Origin of the sequence: Siphonobacter sp. SORGH_AS_1065, from assembly GCF_030818595.1 — a bacterium.
Classification (GTDB): Bacteria; Bacteroidota; Bacteroidia; order Cytophagales; family Spirosomataceae; genus Siphonobacter.
This window is the reverse complement of record NZ_JAUTAM010000004.1, coordinates 2,831,318-2,850,744: the sequence shown is the minus strand read 5'-3', so window position 1 is coordinate 2,850,744 and position 19,427 is coordinate 2,831,318. Positions and strand designations below refer to the sequence as shown.

Below are 19,427 nucleotides of genomic sequence, written 5' to 3'. Positions count from 1 at the left end.
TCATCATTTCACTAAAATCACAGGATATGATGATGTAATTCATATTTAATTTCGGGAAGGTGCTTAATTTCGCCTTTCCTAACGAGCCGCACCGCGTATGACGGAAGATACAAAAGAAGTTAAGTCCTTAAATTTCCTAGAAGAAATTGTTGAAAACGACCTCCGAGAAGGTAAAACCGGAGGACGCCTGTTAACCCGATTTCCACCCGAGCCGAATGGATATCTGCACCTAGGCCATGCAAAAAGCATTTGCCTGAATTTTGGTTTAGCCCAAAAATATGGTGGACAGACCAACCTACGCTTTGATGATACGAACCCGATTACGGAAGATACCGAATACGTGGACTCGATCAAGGCTGACGTTCGCTGGCTGGGTTTTGAATGGGCCGCCGAATTATACGCTTCTGACTACTTTGCTCAGTTGTATGAATTCGCAAAAAAATTGATCCAGCAGGGCCTGGCTTATGTAGATGATTCGACGGCTGAAGCCATTGCCAGCCAGAAGGGTACTCCTACGGAACCCGGCCAGGATAGCCCCTTCCGTACTCGTTCGATAGAAGAAAACCTGGAATTATTTGAAGGCATGAAAGCCGGAAAATATCCCGACGGTAGTCGCGTATTGAGAGCCAAAATTGACATGGCTTCGCCCAACATGCACTTCCGGGATCCGGTTATTTATCGAATCAAACACGCTCATCACCATCGCACGGGCGATCAGTGGTGTATTTATCCCATGTATGATTTCGCTCACGGTCAGTCCGACTCAATCGAGCAAATCACGCATTCGATCTGTACGCTGGAATTTATTCCGCACCGTCCGCTCTACGACTGGTTCATTGATAAGCTGGATATTTTCCCTTCGCATCAGTACGAATTTGCCCGCCTGAATCTGACTTATACCGTGATGAGTAAGCGGAAGCTGAAACAACTGGTGGAAGAAGGGCACGTAGCGGGATGGGACGATCCCCGAATGCCAACGCTTTCAGGTGTGCGTCGTCGCGGCTATACACCCGAAGCCATTCGTGATTTCTGCGAGCGGATCGGCGTGGCCAAACGCGATAACCTGATTGACGTAGGTTTACTGGAATTCTGTGTTCGCGAACACCTGAACAAGATTGCCACTCGCGTCATGGTAGTACTCGATCCTGATCCAATCAAGGTCGTTATTACCAACTATCCCGAAGGGCAAACCGAAGAGCTTTCGATTGAGAATAACCCGGAACAACCCGAAGAAGGCAGCCGGAATGTAACATTCTCCCGCGAAATTCTGGTGGAACGCGAAGATTTCATGGAAAACCCGCCGAAGAAATTCTTCCGCCTGGCTCCCGGTAATCGCGTTCGTCTGAAAGGAGCGTACATCATTGAATGTAACGACGTAATTAAAGACAGCGAAGGCAAAGTAACCGAACTGCACTGTACGTACGTTCCCGAAAGTAAATCAGGATCGGATACCTCTGGACTGAAAGTTCAGGGAACGATTCACTGGGTGAACGCAGCGACGGCCCTTCCTGTGGAAGTTCGTCTCTACGATCGTCTGTTCCAGGTCGAAGATTTGAGCGAAGCCGAAGGCGATTTCAAAGATCACCTGAATCCTAATTCGCTGGAAATTGTACATGCCTTTGCCGAGCCCAGTCTGAAAGAAGCAACGGGTACGTATCAGTTCCTGAGAAAAGGCTATTTCTGCCTTGATTCCGATTCTTCATCTGAACGTCTGATTTTCAACCGCACCGTAGGTTTGAAAGACTCCTGGGCGAAAGATCAGAAGAAGAAATAAGTAGTTGATCGTTTGGGGCCACCGCAACGGCGGTCAGTTTTCAGTTGATAGTCAACACTTTACAACTGAACCATAGATTATTAACTAACTACAAGAGCATAGACTAAAAAAGCCGCGACTGATTGTCAGTCGCGGCTTTTTTAGTCTATGCTCTCCTTTTATAAAACTGCTTTAATGACTACGGGTTGGTGATCGGAGAAATATCTCTGGTCTTTCGCATCTACCAATACGCCGTATTTCAGCACTTTAATTCCTTTGCTTGTGAAAATATAGTCGATACGGGTTTTCAGCGGAGCATCAAATTTAAAAGCGTTGAACGTGCCTTCAGGGCCGTAGGGGGCCATTTCTGTTATACTACGGGAGTCATTCAATAAGGTTTGAATTTCCTTGATTTGCTCGGTGTCGGGCGTCGAATTGAAATCTCCCGTCAGAAAGGTGGGAGCTCCTTTCGTTATTTCTTTAATCTTCTTCACCATCAGTTTGCCTGACTCCCGACGAGCGACTACGCCCTCATGATCGAAGTGTACATTAAAAAGGTAAAACTGCTTTTTTGACTGTACATCCTGCAACTTCACCCAGGAGCAAATGCGGTTACAACAGGTAGCGTCCCAGCCTTTACCAGGTTTTTCGGGCGTTTCGCTTAGCCAGAAATTACCCGAATCAAGTACTTTGAAACGATCTTTTTTGTAAAAAATAGCCGAATGCTCACCGCCTTCCTTTCCATCATCGCGACCAGCACCGAAGTAGGCGTATTCTTTCATTTCCAATAAATCCTTCAACTGCCCGATTAAGACTTCCTGCGTTCCGAAAATGTCAAAATCATGGTAACGAACCTGAGCTTTTACATTTTCTTTCCGATTGGGCCAGGCATTCACGCCGTCGTTGGGCGTATTGTAACGCAAGTTATAGGAGGCAACCGTCAGCGTTGACGTTTTTTGTGCGAAAGCACCGGGAATCCAAGTCATTCCCCACCATAAAAGAACGAGTACTTTTTTCATATAAGAAATTCAAAAAACGCATCAACTGCGATCATCAGCCGCCAATGCGTAGGGTTTAGAACTACAAACGTACCAATCTTCGCCCATTACCAACCGGAGTTTTGACCTAAAGCCAGATTCATCAGACGATCTGCCTCCGAAATCAGACTCACAGCCCAAATGCTTTTCGTTTTAGTCGATAAAGAGCGATCCATCCTGATTGAATTGGTTTTAAAGGACCATAGAATTAGCCTCTCGGATTGCGGAGAAGCGATTGTTCTAATAGAAAATAAGATGATTTAGTAGTGCATTAGAAGTACTCTGGCAGCAAAGTTCATACGGTAATGAAATAACCTTTTATAGACTTCAATTGAGAAATAAGAGGAGAAGGTCAAAACGAAGCCACAAAATTAGGGAAGCAAAGGACCTGAAATATTACCCTAACATTAAGTTCAATTATTAAATTGTTACCTAAAATAAGTCTTTAATAAAAGAATTTCCCCAGATTTCATCCGGGTACACGGTTGATAATGACAACTTAAATGATTCATCAATACTTTATCATCAGCATCTGTCATCCAGAGCAAAGCGAAGGATCTTATGACCTTTGCGACTTTACTTGGTCTTGGGAGAGTTTCTGTTGACGAATATTGTTTCCCCAGATTTCATCCGGGGCTATCCAGCCTGGGTCCATCCAGACCGGGGCTAGTCATATTGAACCCATCCGGGGTTGTTGCTGCACTCGCTCGGCTCTGAGAGAACATCTTACCCCAACAAAAACAGACTTGCTAATACCGGCCAGAGGCCTACCAGATTACCTCGTCACTCGGCTAGAGCCGAGCGACTGCGAGGAACCCCAAATTCTCTCACTTCGTTCGAGAGGTCAGGTGAAGAAATACGCCTACTACCCACGGGTGCGAGATTCCATCCCGTTCCTACCCGAAGGCAGGTTCCACCTGCCGTTCTCCCAAGCCTGTCAGCCCTAGCAAAGGATTGAATTAAGGTTCTAAATTTTAGATAACTTTTAAAGAGCGTACGATTTTATATAAGTATTAGCCAGATTTAGAATCCTTTTCGCTGATTGCACCCAGGGAAATCTAACAATGCAATTTTCTTCCGATAATGGACGCATACCTCACAATCGGCTAGCATCTGCCTGACTTTCGTTTAGTTTCAGCCGATTAGCCAGCCAGCCCAGCGTGGTTCCCTGTAATAGCACTGAGATAATGACGACCGCAAAAACGGTGTTGAAGATTACATCCGCTACCCGGACGCGGGAGATGAGCGGGATGAGGCTAAACACAATGGGCGTAGCTCCGCGAAGGCCTACCCAACTAACGAAGATCTTTTTCTGCAAGCTAGCCCGAAAAGGCGTGAGCGTTACAAACACACTTATGGGTCGGGCTATTAAGACCAGGAATCCAGTGATAATCAGAGCCTGGGGCAGAAAATCCAGCATGTTTCTTGGAAAAACCTGCAAACCCAAAATTACGAACAGACTAATTTCCATAAGCCAGGAGATACTTTCAAAAAAGAGATACGTTTCTTTCCGGCCCAGCCATTTTTCGCGGTAACTGCTCAGGACCATTCCTGTTACGTACATGCCCAGTAATACGTTCCCGTGTAGAATCGTAATTCCACCAACTCCCATCAGGATAACGGCCAGAATGAATACGGGGTACATTCCACGGGTATTCAGTCGGATTCGCTGGAGCATAACACTCGCGATCCAGCCAATCATTCCACCCATGATTAAGCCTACGGCCATTTCTTTGAAGAACATTTCAATCCAGTAAACAATGCTGGTATCCGAATCGCTTAACAGACTGGTAAAGGCCGTAGTAAGAAAGAAAGCCATGGGGTCATTCGTACCCGATTCTAATTCAAGGGTTTCCGAAATGTGTTCTTTCAAACGCAGTCCTTTCGAATCCAGAATGGAAAAGACTGCCGCTGCATCCGTTGAAGACAAGACCGAACCCACGAGTAAGCCCTCGAGATATCGAATTCCGAAAAGGGTATGCAGAAAAACCGCAATCAGGCCCGCGGTCAGCATAACACCGACGGTTGACAGGGCCAAACCTCGGCCCAGAATTGGTTTAATGTGCTTGAAATCCGTTTCTAATCCTCCAATAAAAAGAATCAGAGCTAGGGCGACGTTGCTATAAGAAAGGGTAAACTCCGGGAAATCATACACAAAATCGAAAGGACCACCATTCCCGATAAACACGCCCAAAGCCAGATATAGAAGAAGGCTAGGCACGCCAAAGCGATGGGAAGATTTTGTTAACAAAATTCCCGATAACAGAAAAAATCCAAGTAATAAACAAATCCAGGGAAAGGTGAGCATCATGGCCGTACTAGTAAACATTGGTAGTGCGTAAAATGTATGCCAGTAGCCCGAATTATTACCTCTTAAAAAAGAATAACCCGGGAGCTGAAGCTTCCGGGTTATCGCAATTCACGATGCATTTTCTAGAAATCGTGTCCCAACGAAATATGTAAAATTGGGGTTTGAGTCGTCTTGTCTTCTACGCCCCAGGCAAAATCACCTTTGACGTAATAACCCAGGAACAACGTCCGAACACCCACACCATACCCAATCAGATACGGATTTTTGAAGTTATTAACCGTTGCCGTCCAAACGCTTCCGGGGGCACTGACAATTTCCGTATTCAAACTGTTCTGACGACTGAAAGGGCCATTTCCGGTCCAGGCCGTTCCCACATCCGTAAAGGCCGTTAACTGGAAGTTTTGCAGGAACGTTGAAGTAAGCGGGCCTCGACTTAACACACGGAACACGGGCCAGCGTAACTCGGCATTGAACAGTAGATAACTTTCGCCGGATAACTTGTTCATGCGGAAACCCCGCAGAGGCGTTACGAAATCGGTGAAGAATACATTCCGATAATCGGTGGTATAAGGACTAAGCGGGTTTTCCGCATTTCGCACTTCCCGAACATTGCCAAAAGGAATCCAGTTATCAACGCCCCCCAGAATGCTTTGTTTGGGAGCTGCTCCGCCAGAGTTACCGAAGGAAATTCGCGTTGCCAGCGTCAGATCGCGATAGATCTTGGTGTAATTCCGGGCGTCCAGCGTGATTTTATAAAAGCTTTCCGAACTCAGTCGCATTCCCTGTTGCTGCTGGGCCCGCAGTTTGACGCGAGAGCCTTCCAGCAAATTTCGGCCATTGGTGCGGGTGTTATCAAACACCACTTCGCCCTGCAAGCCTACGAAACTGGACGAAGCATTGGGTATTCCAGAACTTCCCTGCGAACCATCTACCCGATTCAGCAGCGTAAACATGGGCGAGGCCGAAACCCGAAGGGCTTCGTTAATGGGATAAGATGCCGTAAGCGTCAGTCGGTTATAGCGGTATTTTGTAAACATTCCCGTTCCGACGGTGAATGTGTTATCAGCGAAAGCCCGGCGATCAAAGCGGGCACTAAAATCAATGCGATGGGCCAGATACTGATATTCCGCAAAAATTTCGCTGGTACGGAACGTTGGCGTAATGAACAAACCACCTTTGATGATGTTGTTTTCCAGCATATCATTGATGGTAATGGTATTTTGCCAGCCAAAACCGCTGCCGGGTGTGGTTAAATAAGGCAAGACCAGAAACTGGTTATCTGTCTTGTTCACCACAAACACATCTTTGTAATTGGTTGGCCCTTTGAGACGGGTGGCATCCCGACGAACGACCGTGGTGCGGCTTCTCGAATTGGTAATAACCCGGGGAGCATTGCCAGCAGGCTGATTCGTTCGGCGTTCGGTTACTTTCAAACCTTCCAGATCAAACTGATAGTTGTCGGTATCGACTTCTCCCGGTCTTAGTTTAATTCTCGAAGCATTTCCTACCCCCAAGGGAGCTTTCGTAGGATCTGCCACTGCGGCTCCCTGAGCTTTATTTACACCGCCATTCAGACGGATATTACGCATCGTTGAAGCGTCGGGGTTAATAGCTGACGAGGATAATCCAGGCAGGAATTTCAATACCTGCTGCCCTTTTTCGAGGCTTACGTATGCTAAAGCTCCGCTGTTGGGGTTATAATCAAAAGCATTAATACTCTCGGCAAACTGACTCAGAGGACGAACCTGCTGAGCGGTAGTATCCAGTACGTAAAGGTTCTGGATACCCTGTTCGTCACTCAGGAAAAATACTTTTTCACCATTCGTAGAGAAGGGCTGAGTCGCTCTGGATGCCAGTCGCTGTACGGTATTGGCCCGGGCATTTCCTTCGTGCAGGAACAGATTGAAACTGGTTGGTAAAGGCGTAGGAACGGGCTTGGTAGAAAGCGTATCCGTGGTCCGATTGGAAGTAAACAAGACTTTACTATTCGAACGCCCTACGAATGACGGCGTTAAGTCGTCATATAAGTCGTTCGTCAGTTGAGTTACGCCATTGCGGCTGATGTTATATAGGAATAAATCGCTTTGTCCTTTGCGGTCGCCGCTGATGGCCAGCGTTGAGCCATCCTGCGAAATATCAAAACCAGCAATCTGATTAAAGCCCCGAACGAAGCGGCGGGCTTTCAGCCGTAATCCTTTTTTAGAACCTGGTACGTACTGCGACAACAGGATGCGATCATCCTGCTGAGTTAGAATGTTCAGTGTTCCGTTATCCTGAAAAGCTAAGAGGGGGGCATGAATGGGCAATTCTCGCGTTAAAAAACGATCACCCCCTACCAGTAACTCTTCGGGTTTACCTCCCTGCGTGCCTGTAACGTATACCCGATAACGTCCGTGATCAATCATGGAATAAACCACCATGCGACGATCAGGACTAAGTTTGACCTGTTCAATTTGCTGACCAGAAAACAAATGATAACCCGCCAGTTTAGTACCTCCGGCAGGCTGAAAAGAACCTGCGGTGGAAGTAGCCATCTGGGTATAATAATCTTTCCAGTCGTTCACAAAACGAGCATAGGAAATCCCAAGCGTGCTGGAAATACTGGTTTGCTCCGTGCGAATGATGCGGGTCAGGTTGAGGATATTGGAGATATTATCCCGTCCGTAACGTTCGGCAATAAAATTCCAGATGGACTGCCCTATGCGAGTAGCCTCATCGCCCGTTAACTGCGTTGGTTTTTTAAATTTCTTGTTCAACGCCACGTCCCGCATGTAATCATCCAGATCCCGGCTCCAGCCTTCGGCAACGTAAGCCGTGATTCCTGAAATGAACCATTCGGGTAAGGAAAGTAGCAATTGGCTTTGAAGGGCATCCTTCAGGCTTCCACCGTACAGCATGTCGTACACAAACACCGAAGAAACCTCTTTCGCGAGTTGCTTGCGGAATTCCATGTGATTGGCCGTAAAGGCAATCTGAACACGGGACTTGGACAGGTTTTCTTCCCGGATTTCAGCAATAGAGTTCAGCGAAACGCCGATATTACTCTGCTTTAAATCCGCGGGAGAATCATAGAGAAAAATCTTGGTGCGGCTGTAAGGGGTATAACTCAGCAGATCGGTAATGCGGTCAAATTCTGACTCGGCCATCTGGGCTGTATAAGTGGCCAGCGAGCGACTATTCCCGTGGAAATAAATTTCAAAGTTAGAGGTGGTCAGCACCTGCCAATCGTATCGTTCCCGCTGAATTCTGTTCTTTCCGAACTCTTCCATGGTTGGCATATAGACCTGTGCCTGGACGGTAACCGCCCCCAGAAGTAATCCACTCAACAAAGAAACTTTAAAAGTATTGGTCCAATCCATGGCTTAGGGCTTAGGGTACTCCGCATACTCACCCGCTGAAGCATACGGCTATTCGTTGATTTAGCTGAAATATAACGTATGGAATCGCTGAATATTCGCTTCGGGATGAAGTTCTTTCCTATCAACCAGAAAATCAGCGAATTGTTTGGCTAAAAAAGGGGCCATAGAGGTGCCTTTTGAGCCTAATCCATTAAAAATTCCGAGGGTCGAATGGCCCGGATGAACCCCGATGAAAGGTCGCCGTCCCTGCGTGGCTGGCCGAATCCCGGCCACGTGTTTTTCGATCTTAAAAGGCACTTTAATTAACTTCGAAAACTTATCCAATAAATACGTTTTGCCCTTTTCTGAAGGCTCCCAGGTCAGATCGTTCCATTCGTAATTGGAACCTGCCCGGTATTTTCCGTTGGGATGAGCCTGAATCCAGACGCTCTGGTTCACAATGCCCGGAAACGATGGCCCCGGAATATCAAGGTTCATAATTTCACCCTTCACCACTGCCCAGGGTAGCCAGTTGAAATGAGGATTGAATCGACCATAAGCCCCTTCGCAACTGATAATCATCTTCGCTTCATACGAACGCCAGCGAGCGGTTTCAGGGGTTAATTGCACTTCGTCCCACTGAAATTCCGTTTCTTCAAACGAATCTTCCTGCTCTAAAATTTTATGAATTTCGGTTAATAAAACGGGTAAATCTACCCAAGCCGCCTGTAAGGTCTCTAGCCCGCCTAATTCGTTATGAATCAGTGGAGAATAGGCTTCATTTTGCTCGGAAGGTTTGACGTAACCTTCCAAAACCGGATTGGCCGTCTGAGCAATGAAGAAGTTCTGTTCCTCAATGGATTGATAAGGACGATACAGAGGAACCGGATAAAAAAATCGAGCCTGTAAGCTCTCTTCCAGTGCACTGTAGAAAGAATGTAAGAATGGGAACAACTCATCCGCGAGCCAGGTTTTCGCCAGCTTTCGTCCGGTAACCGGGTTGCATATCCCCGCGGCCACCCGCGAAGACGAAGGTCGCTGATCGTCGATGACCCGGATTTTACATCCTCGACTCCGCAGAGTCCAAGCCAGCATTGACCCCGCAATGCCCTGACCTACGATCAGATAGTCTATTTTTTGCATGTGATTCTACTCAATGATGCTTCAAAATACGGCAGAAAATCTTAGTAACGCTTCTGACTACTTTTCAAGCCTTTTACTCAATAGCTAGCAATTCAGAATCTTATTTTATCCAATCCGCAATTATCCATACATAAAACTAAAATTTACCGCTATAGTGAAAATTTATATGGCATAATTGACTTTTAAGTTTTGTTTAAATACGAATAATTTCCTAACATCAGTGTTTCGTTGGTTGCTCTCGCCCCTATTGAATAATTACCACTTCTTTTATCATTTTACGCATGAAAAAACGTATTACTTTCCTTTTTTGCCTCAGTCAGATGGCTGGTGCGTATGCCCAGCGTTCGTACTATGAAACGGAGAAAAAATGGCCTGAGCAGGACACCACCAGTAAGTTTTACAGCGTCAGGGGCGAACGACACGGTATTAGTTTCTTTAAAAAGCATCAGTTCAAAGACGTCGAATATCAGCCTGGAAAAACGCTCGCGTTCAATACTTATCATTCGCCTGATGTGATGTATTACTGGTGTAAAAAATGGGCCGAGCAGCATCCCAATCTGGTTGATTTGTATGAGGTAGCAAAGAGTTATGAAGGTCGCCCTATTTTGCAATTGACGCTGACCAATAAGAAGACGGGAAAACATACGGATAAACCAGCGGCGTATTTTGAAGGCGGTCGGCACAGCGGTGAGGTAACCAGTAGTGAATCAGTACTTTGGCTGACCAAATATCTTTTAGATAATTACGGAAAAGACCCAGCGATTACGAAATTACTGGATACCAAAACCGTCTACCTCCGTCCGCAGAATAACCCGGATGGATCGAATATGTATCTCTTCACGGCTCAGCGAAACCGTAGTTCCATTCGTCCGCATGATGACGACCGGGATGGCTTATTCGATGAAGATCCCGAGGAAGATTTGGATGGCGATGGAGTCATTTATCAGATTCGCAAAAAAGCAACGACCAAGGCCGATCTTGAGAAAGCCAATTACGTACTCGATCCCCGCGACTCTCGCTTGATGAAACGGGTGCAGGAAGGCAAAGGGCAATGGTTGGTTTATACAGAAGGCGTTGACAACGACGGCGACGGAAAATATAATGAGGACGGTATTGGCGGGCTGGATATTCACCGGAATTACCCCGAAAACTGGCGACCCGATCAGGGCGGAGACTTCACGGGTCGGGGTTATACCCAGAATGGAGCCGGAGCTTACCCATTGAGTGAAATAGAAACGCGTTCGACGGTACTATGGCTATTGGGACATCCGAATATTTCGGTTGTCAACTCCATGGATACCCGCGTTCCGATGCACCTGCGACCACCTTCAACTTCCAAAGATACGGAAAGCATGTTCCCCGAGGACTTGAAGATTTACCGTCACATGGACAGTCTGGGCTTAGCCAACACGGGTTACCCCTGGGCAGGCGATGTCTACAATACGTACGCAACTCGTAGCAAGACCAATCGCTTAACGGGCGATCCAACGAAACCCGAACCGCTGTTCGGTCACGGTCCGGATTTTGGCTACTTTTATTACGGTTCGATTTGGTACGGGGATGAGTTATGGAACGGCGGAGCCATGAAAGATTATGACGGCGACGGGCAATACGATGAATATGACGGGATTCGCTGGGATGATGAAGCAAACGGAAAGAGGGGCTTCAAACCCTGGACGAAGTTTACGCATCCGCAGTTGGGTGAGGTCGAGCTGGGTGGGTTTCATCCGAAATTCTTCGCTCAGAATGGTCCGGCCTCAGTATTAGAAATGTGGATTTCGCGGCAGGCTAAATTCAACCTCGGCATGGCCTTCGAGTTACCGCAAATTGAACTAACGAACGTAAACGTGAAGCCACTTGCCAATAATGAGTACGAAATAAAGGTAAGCTGGAAAAACACTGGTAAGCTGCCCGTTGCCCTGGAACAGGCGAAACGCATCAAAATTGTTCAGGAAGATCGGGTAACACTCGACATTGATAAGGCTTTATTGAAAGAAAGTCCTGAGGCAAAAGTAGTAATTACGGAACCAGCTTTGTTCGATAAAACTATTTACGCAGGTTATACCACCGCTGGAGAACAGAAAGAAGCAACGTTTAAAGTAAAAGTAAACCAGTCTGGCTCGATTAAAGCGAAGGTAAAATTACTTTCCACCCGAGGCGGATATGTGGAGAAGGAGATTGTGGTTGGGAAGTAAGTTAGTTGTTTATCAACTTCCCGAAAGTTTTGAAGCTTTCGGGAGGGGTTAATTAATAGTTACGAGAAGTGAAGCTTGGATTCTTAACTGGAACAATCAACAGAAAACCCCGGATTAGCATCCGGGGCTATTCAGCCTGGGGCTATCCAGGTTCAACCCCTCCGGGGTTATTACTTTCATTTCCAAACAACTCCCTACACTCTTTCGAATTTGTAATCCGAAAGCCCTCTGGAAGGGATTTATAATCCCTAAAGTAACACTAACCATCTCTACAGAAATGACCGCCTGTTATTGGAGATTGTAAACTCAAAAACCCCGCCCTGGCTGGTGTTCTCACCAATCTCTATGCTTTTAGTAAAGGCGGGTGAGGACACCAGCCCGTGCGGGAGATTGGCGTATGAGCCCGTCCAACATTTACCCCAAATTGACATCCGGGGCTATCCAGCCTGGGTCCATCCAGACCGGGGCTATCCATATTCAACCCCTCCGGGGTTATGATTCTCATTTCCAAACCTCTTCCCTACCTTTACCGGTTTTCCTTTTCAACTCCAAACTCCAAACTCCAAACTCCAAACTCCAAACTCCAAACTCCAAACTCCAAACTCCAAACTCCAAACCGCAGCGGCGGCCGCTCCAAACTCCAAGCTGAAAACCCTAAACGCTTTTCCCCATTCGTTCTTCCGCCCAGGATTTAATCAGAGCCACCTGTTCGTCGAAGGTCATAAATGAGTTATCCAGTACCAATGCATCTTCCGCTTGCCGCAGCGGTCCTTCGGAGCGAGTCATGTCAATGTGATCGCGTTTGGTTAAGTTCTCCAGTACTTCATCCAGAGAAATCAGATCTCCTTTTTCGAGTAACTCCGCTTGCCGTCGCTGAGCCCGAATCAACGGATCTGCCGTCATAAATACTTTTAGTTCTGCCTGCGGGAATACCATGGTGCCAATATCCCGACCATCCATGACAATACCCTTCTGCTTTCCCATTTTCTGCTGTAAAGCCACCATCGCCCGACGCACTTCTACCACGGCACTTACTTCGCTTACCCGCTGCGAGATGTACATTTTTCGAATTTCATCTTCCACACACAACCCATTCAGATACGTTTCGTTCAACCGTTTTTCGGGATTAAACTGAAACGTAATGTGAATATTTTCGAGGGCCTTTTGAACCTCATGAGGATTAGTGATGGTTACATAATGTTGGTAAAAATACAGGCTAACCGCCCGGTACATGGCACCAGTATCGATATAACCGTATCCTAACTGAGCCGCGAGAACTTTAGCCGTTGAGCTTTTTCCGCAGCTTGAATAGCCGTCAATGGCGATGATGATTTTAGACATTTTATCAGAAATTGCTACTGAAAGCAACCGGGAAGTCATTTCATTGTAGAACTTTGGCAAAGGTAAAAAGTTTAGAGGAGTGATGCAGGGCTTATGCTGCGTATAAAGTTTGAAAGGTTTGAGTTCGTTAGAAAAGTTTGATACCGGATTGCTTTAGTTACTTTCTCCGTTGGTGCACATTACGATCCTTCGGGCAAGCAAGAGGGGCATCTGTTATCAACTAAAAACAGCAAACCGACAACTGAAAACTAAAAATGATGAAAGAGATTAGTGGCCAGCTTCTGGATATTCCCGGTCGGCAAATTCGTCCGGTTACGATAACGATTGATAACCATACCATCACTCGCATTCAGGATAACCCTGAGGCTCCCGAACAATACCTGTTACCGGGTTTTGTGGATGCTCACGTACACGTGGAAAGCTCCATGCTCAGTCCGGCTCAGTTTGCCCGGTTGGCAGTGGTGCACGGAACGGTTGGCACTATTTCGGACCCGCACGAAATTGCGAATGTACTGGGGGTAAAAGGAGTAGAATGGATGATTGAAAACGGTCGTAAAGTCCCTTTTCACTTCTGTTTTGGAGCCCCTAGCTGCGTTCCGGCGACGCCTTTTGAAACGGCAGGAGCCATCGTAACGCCTGAAGATGTACGGTATTTATTAACGAATTATCAGGAAGTAGGTTATCTGGCGGAAGTGATGAACTTTCCCGGCGTGCTCAATCGTGACCCGGACATGACCGCCAAAATCGGCGTTGCTCAGGAATTAGGTTACCCAGTCGATGGGCACGCCCCCGGACTTCGGGGCGATGCCGCCCGCCGATACATCGAAGCAGGCTGCCAGACGGATCATGAATGTTTTACCGCTGAAGAAGCCCTCGATAAGCTTTCGTTCGGCATGAAGGTGTTAATTCGGGAAGGTTCAGCAGCAAAGAATTTTGATGCCCTGATTCCTCTGTTACCCGAGCATTACCAGAACCTAATGTTTTGTTCGGATGATAAACATCCCGATGGTCTTGTACTGGGTCATATTAATCTGTTGGTCAAACGGGCTCTGGCGTTATATCCCGATCATTTGTTTGAAATTCTTCAAATGGCGTGTCTGAATCCGGTAGAACATTATGGCTTGGCGGTTGGGCAATTACGCGAAGGTGATTTGGCTGATTTTATCGTTATTGATTCTCCGAAAGAATTTACTATTCTTCAAACCTATATTAAAGGGGAGCTGGTTGCCGAAAACGGTACTTCACTTCTCACGAGTTACCTCAGCGAGCCTATTAATCAGTTTAATGCTCTGGAGAAAGCCCCCGCTGATTTTCAGATCACTTCATCAGAAAAAGAAGTTTCCGTTCGGGTCATCGAAGCATTGGACGGTCAGTTGATAACCCCCGCCCGAATCGAAAAATTAAACGTTCAGAACGGCGAGTTAACTTCTGATACCGAACAGGATGTATTGAAGATTGCCGTCGTTAATCGGTACGCTGACGCTCCGCCAGCAGTAGCTTTTATCCGAAATTTCGGCCTAACTAAAGGAGCTTTGGCTTCCTGTGTAGCCCACGATTCGCATAATATCGTAGCCGTTGGTGTGGATGACGATTCCATCGCTCAGGCCGTTAATTTGATTATTCGTGAAAAAGGTGGGATCGCAGCGGTCCACGAAGCAGAAGAGCTGGTGCTGCCCCTGCCCGTTGCGGGTATTCTCAGCGGCGAAGATGGGTACTGGGTAGCTACTCAATACGCCACGCTCGACGCTTTTGCCAAGCAACAACTGGGCTGTACGCTGAGCTCGCCCTTCATGTCGCTTTCGTTCATGGCTTTACTCGTCATTCCCAGTTTAAAATTAAGTGACAAAGGCTTATTTGACGGGGAAACCTTCCAGTTTACCTCCGTCTTTGCCTAACCCTCTTTTGTATGAAAATGAATCGATTAGGTCTGTTTCTGGCTGTTATTGGATTAGGTCTTAGCTCCTGTAGTAATTTCGAAATTCCGCAGGATGAGGTTACCCAAACGCTAACCGATTACGGAAAAGAGCACCCCGAAAATGTAGTAAACATCCATACCCGATTCGGTGATATTGAAATTACGTTATATAAGGAAACGCCCCTCCACCGGGCTAATTTTCTACGGTTAACCAATCAAGGCTATTACGATGACCGAGGCTTTTATCGTTCGGTAAAGGGTGTTTGCATTCAGGGCGGCGGCGAGCAACGCGATCAGCTCAGCTATACCATTCCCGCCGAATTACGTCCGAATCTAATTCATAAACGAGGAACCGTCTCGATGGCTCGTTATTCGGAGAATAATCCCGAGAAACGCTCTTCGTCAACGGAGTTTTTCATTGTTACTAAAGGTATTTATTACAATGAAGAAGAGCTGGCAAAGTACCCGCCAGCATTGAAAGATATTTACCTAAAACAGGGCGGAGAAATCATTTTCGATCAGGAATATACCGTCTTCGGTGAAGTCACGAAAGGTATGGACATCGTAGAAAAAATCGCCAAGATACCCCTCGGCGACTTCGAACGACCCACCGAAATCGTAAAGTTTTCAATCAACAGTAAGTAACAAAAAAGGGAAGGCAAGCCTTCCCTTTTTGTTACTCTATCATTCACTCATTCGACTATTCAGCACTGATTTCTGCACCATTCGCATCATGGATTCTTCGTCGTTATGAAGGCGAACTTCGTTTAAAGGAATCCATTTGATCTCGTTAGATTCTTCATTGATGAGTAACTCTTTCGTGGCATCGGCCCGGAAAAGAAAACGAACATCATAATGCAAATGCTCCGGTTCCTGCTTACGAGCGGGAATGGTATGAATGTCAATATCAAAAATGCCGTCGCCGGCAGGAGTTACTTCGGCTCCGGTTTCTTCCCAAGCTTCCCGCTGAGCCACTCCCTGCACATTCGGGTCCCCATCACAATGTCCTCCTGGCTGAAACCAACGATCAAGTTTTCGGTGGTGCATGAGTAAGGCCTGCGTTCCGGTTTCGTCCAAAATCCAGGCTGATCCGGTGACATGACCGATTAATAAGGTTCGATCAAAGCAGTTTTCGTGCGTTTGAATGAATTCCATCAGACGCAACCGCATGGCCTCTTCGTTCGTGTCGGTAGTTTGGTATTGCTTTAATAAATCGAGTAACTGCTGCATTCTATTTTCTACACTTGAGCCTGCAAAGTAACCTATTTTCAAAAAAGAAACACTTCGCCTATCAGGGATTACAATGCCAGCGTGGCCCGGCCAGCTTTTCCGATGGTAGCAATGACTCTTTTCTATAAACTAACATGTTCTAAAACGACTGCTACCAGCGGAAAAGCTGGTAGCTTAGGCATAATAACTTGTTGAAATGTCTCAATTATTTTCAGAGCAATGGAAGCCACTTGAACAACCGCTACCAACGTGGCCCGGCCAGCTTTTCTATAAACTAACTTGTCCTAAAACGACTGCTGCCAGCTTTTCGCTGGCAGCAATGACTCTCTTTCTATAAAGCAGTTTGGCCTAAAACAAATATTGGCAGCATGGAGCCCCTAATCTGTTCAAAAACTATTGCCCAGCATTCTTCAGGGAATCACGCTTAGCTTTTTCTGCCGCTCTTTCCTGTCTGCGGAAAAACGGACGTGTCAGGAAGTTATGCTGTAAAGCTTCCATGTTCTGATCCAGTTTTCGGCTGCTACTTTCCAGGTATTGTAAGGTCGTTTTCAAATCACCAGCAGTTTTCTGATCGTTGAGTAACAAGCCCAGAGCATTGTCATTCTGATTCAGTTTTTTCGTAGCAGTTACTACGTTATCGGTAGCTACAGAGGCTTTGTCTACCACTTGCTGAGCCGACTGACTCATCTGTTTCAATTGATTAGCCGAAGATTTGATGCTGGCAAAAACCGTCGTATCGGTTACCAACTCGTGGGCCAGACTTCCTTTGGTATTTAAACGATTGGAATAAGCCGCCAGCGAACTCGACATGCGATTAGCATTCTGAGAGGCTCGTTCAAGGTGATTAACCGTAGCTTTAAATTGCTCGGCCAGAATTGAATCCGTCAGAACGGCTCCAATGGTGCCCTTCCCACGGGCAATTTTTGAAACGAGTCCTTTGAAATCAGTCGTAATTTTCAGCAGGTTTTTGTTATTCTCCTGCAAGGTTTCCATGATCTGATCGGTGCCTAAAACGGCTTTTGCCCGAATGACATCCCCATCGTCAACCGAAGCCAGTTGGGGCGTTCCTCCTTCAATAACCACGATTTTATTGCCAATGAAACCTTCCGAGCTAATTTCCGCCTGAGCATCTTTATGAATGTATTGCTGAGCTTCTTTTTCGATGTTCATGGTCACTTCCACCTGCGATTTTCCGTAGAATTTTACCGATTTTACAGTACCCACTTTTACCCCGGAAAACCAGACGTTATTACCCGTTTTCAAACCTCCTACATCATCAAAGATGGCTGCTACCTCAATACTTTTGATAAAGCGTTTTTGTTGACCGCCTAAAAACAATACGCCGACAATAAATATGACGAGGCCCAGGAATACAAAAATTCCTACCTGAACTGATCGTTTGTTTTCTCCTGTGCTCATTTAGTCAATAAAATTATATTCGTAAAATTGTTTAACCCGCTCTTCGTCCGAAGCAAAAACTTCTTCGAAAGTGCCCTGACGCTGGAACTGGCCGTCCAATAACATGGCGACCCGATCTCCCGTAGTTTTAGCACACGTCAAATCGTGGGTAATGATGATCGAAGTGGTATTATGCTGTTCCTGAACCTGATTAATCAAATTATTGATCTCTCCGGATGTAATCGGGTCCAGACCAGCAGTGGGCTCATCGTAAAGCATAATTTCTGGCTTCAGAATCAGCGTGCGGGCAATACCAATTCGCTTCCGCTGTCCGCCCGAAAGCTGCGAAGGCATCTGACGGATCGTCTGGGATAAACCTACATCCTCCAGTGCTTCTTCAATAGCCAGATCAATTTCTTTTCTGGTCAGATTACGCACATTACGAATCAGGGGAAACTCCAGATTCTCGTACACCGTCATACTGTCGTACAAGGCACTATTCTGGAAGGAAAACCCAATTTTCAGTCGCAACGCATCCAGCTCTTTGGCAGATAACTCTCCGACTTCCTGACCCAATACTTTAACGGACCCTTCATCGGCTTTCAGTAAACCCGAAATAATCTTAATCAAAACGGATTTTCCTGTGCCGGAACGACCCAATACCACCAGGTTTTCGCCTTTGTAAATGTCCAGATCCACCCCTCTCAATACCGTCAGACTACCAAAGGATTTTTTCAGCCCACGAATTGAAATGACTTTATCGCTGGTATCTATGTTTGCTTTTCTCTTCATAGGATCAGGAGATTAATGCCATTACGATTTGTAGGGAAAGTAACTCTTCAATGAAAATCAGGAACATGGAAAGTACCACCGAAGTATTGGCCGCTTTTCCGACGCCCTCCGTTCCTTTAGAAGAGTGAAACCCTTTATAACAACCTACGGCTCCAATAGTAAATCCAAACACAACGGATTTAGCCAGCGAAGCAAATACATCCGTAAACGTGACGGTATTAAACACCTGCGTAAAGTAGGTTTGAAAACTCGTGGCCTCGTTCTGATGAATATTAATGAATCCCCCCAAGAGAGCTAACATCGTGGTATAGACAGTAAGGATGGGAATCATGGTAGTGGTAGCAATGACCCGACTCACGACCAGAAACTTGAACGGATTCGTAGCAGAAACTTCCATCGCGTCGATTTGTTCAGTTACATTCATCGAACCTAACTCGGCTCCGATGTTTGAACCTACTTTACCCGCCGCAATCAATGAGGTAACCAAAGGAGCCAGAGCACGCACAATAGCAATGGCAATGAGCGAGGGTAACCAAGAAACAGCTCCAAACTCAGACAGCGAAGGTCTCGACTGGTTTACGAATACAATGCCCGTAATAAAACCAGTGAGGGAGATCAGCGGAAGCGATTTTACACCTACTTCAAAGCACTGCTTAACAATTTCCTTAAACTCGTAGGGAGGTAAGAACGCTTCCTTAAAAATTCGGACAACAAATAGAAAGACGTCATGCAAATCCAAGAAAAAGCGATTAATCCGGCTTACGCGTTTGCTGCCATCTTGGGTATCAGTTTTATTCATTCGATAGGATGGTCAAAATAGAGCACAGTTGAGTAAGCACTCAACGCCTCCGGGGATTTTCACGGCTGCAATTTGTCAATAATTTCCCGCCAGATACTGTCAGTTTTTTCTTGACTTTTTATAATAAAAAATCATACCTAATCGGCTAGCTGAAAAACCTGTCAGTAATGAAACG

General features: G+C 46.3%; 13 protein-coding genes. 4 read left to right on the top strand and 9 right to left on the bottom strand.

Going from position 1 to position 19,427, the window contains the following annotated elements; all coding sequences use genetic code 11:
* Positions 1 to 97: 97 nt before the first annotated feature.
* Entirely contained in the window at positions 98 to 1,774 is a 1,677-nt protein-coding gene (locus QE390_RS12485; RefSeq protein WP_307142373.1) for a glutamine--tRNA ligase/YqeY domain fusion protein, read from the top strand.
* A 158-nt stretch (positions 1,775 to 1,932) separates the two neighbouring features.
* On the opposite strand, the gene QE390_RS12480 is transcribed toward QE390_RS12485, so the two are convergent.
* From QE390_RS12480 to QE390_RS12465, 4 genes are all read right to left on the bottom strand, one after another.
* Positions 1,933 to 2,772, bottom strand: coding sequence for an endonuclease/exonuclease/phosphatase family protein (locus QE390_RS12480; protein WP_307142372.1), 840 nt, complete (start codon positions 2,770 to 2,772; stop codon positions 1,933 to 1,935).
* 1,114 nt (positions 2,773 to 3,886) lie between these two features.
* Positions 3,887 to 5,101, bottom strand: a complete 1,215-nt coding sequence (locus tag QE390_RS12475) for a potassium/proton antiporter (RefSeq protein WP_106636279.1) — start codon at positions 5,099 to 5,101, stop codon at positions 3,887 to 3,889.
* Between the two features lie 122 nt (positions 5,102 to 5,223).
* The gene (locus QE390_RS12470; protein WP_307142371.1) at positions 5,224 to 8,460 is read right to left on the bottom strand and encodes a hypothetical protein; all 3,237 of its coding nucleotides are present in this window, start codon (positions 8,458 to 8,460) and stop codon (positions 5,224 to 5,226) included.
* Positions 8,461 to 8,520: 60 nt separating this feature from the next.
* The gene (locus tag QE390_RS12465) at positions 8,521 to 9,582 is read right to left on the bottom strand and encodes an FAD-binding oxidoreductase (protein ID WP_307142370.1); all 1,062 of its coding nucleotides are present in this window, start codon (positions 9,580 to 9,582) and stop codon (positions 8,521 to 8,523) included.
* Between the two features lie 281 nt (positions 9,583 to 9,863).
* Here QE390_RS12465 and QE390_RS12460 point away from each other — a divergent pair, with 281 nt between their 5' ends.
* Positions 9,864 to 11,777, top strand: coding sequence for a M14 family metallopeptidase (locus QE390_RS12460; RefSeq protein ID WP_307142369.1), 1,914 nt, complete (start codon positions 9,864 to 9,866; stop codon positions 11,775 to 11,777).
* A gap of 654 nt (positions 11,778 to 12,431) precedes the next feature.
* Here the strand turns inward: QE390_RS12460 and cmk are convergent.
* Positions 12,432 to 13,118: a (d)CMP kinase gene (gene cmk / locus QE390_RS12455; RefSeq protein ID WP_106636392.1), complete on the bottom strand. Its 687-nt coding sequence runs from the start codon at positions 13,116 to 13,118 to the stop codon at positions 12,432 to 12,434.
* Between the two features lie 257 nt (positions 13,119 to 13,375).
* Here cmk and ade point away from each other — a divergent pair, with 257 nt between their 5' ends.
* Entirely contained in the window at positions 13,376 to 15,013 is a 1,638-nt protein-coding gene (gene ade, locus QE390_RS12450; RefSeq protein WP_373424559.1) for an adenine deaminase, read from the top strand.
* Between the two features lie 11 nt (positions 15,014 to 15,024).
* Positions 15,025 to 15,678, top strand: coding sequence for a peptidylprolyl isomerase (locus QE390_RS12445; protein WP_106636274.1), 654 nt, complete (start codon positions 15,025 to 15,027; stop codon positions 15,676 to 15,678).
* 39 nt (positions 15,679 to 15,717) lie between these two features.
* Here QE390_RS12445 and QE390_RS12440 read toward each other — a convergent pair whose 3' ends face one another.
* The 4 genes from QE390_RS12440 to QE390_RS12425 all read right to left on the bottom strand — a co-directional run bounded on the left by QE390_RS12440 (position 15,718) and on the right by QE390_RS12425 (position 19,252).
* A complete protein-coding gene (locus tag QE390_RS12440; RefSeq protein ID WP_307142367.1) occupies positions 15,718 to 16,263 on the bottom strand; it encodes an NUDIX hydrolase in 546 nt (181 codons plus the stop codon).
* 393 nt (positions 16,264 to 16,656) lie between these two features.
* Complete coding sequence (locus QE390_RS12435) at positions 16,657 to 17,682, bottom strand: MlaD family protein (protein ID WP_106636273.1); 1,026 nt, start codon at positions 17,680 to 17,682, stop codon at positions 16,657 to 16,659.
* The gene (locus QE390_RS12430; RefSeq protein WP_106636272.1) at positions 17,683 to 18,453 is read right to left on the bottom strand and encodes an ABC transporter ATP-binding protein; all 771 of its coding nucleotides are present in this window, start codon (positions 18,451 to 18,453) and stop codon (positions 17,683 to 17,685) included. It abuts the gene before it with no gap.
* A 4-nt stretch (positions 18,454 to 18,457) separates the two neighbouring features.
* Positions 18,458 to 19,252: an ABC transporter permease gene (locus QE390_RS12425; protein WP_307142366.1), complete on the bottom strand. Its 795-nt coding sequence runs from the start codon at positions 19,250 to 19,252 to the stop codon at positions 18,458 to 18,460.
* Between the last annotated feature and the right edge of the window lie 175 nt (positions 19,253 to 19,427).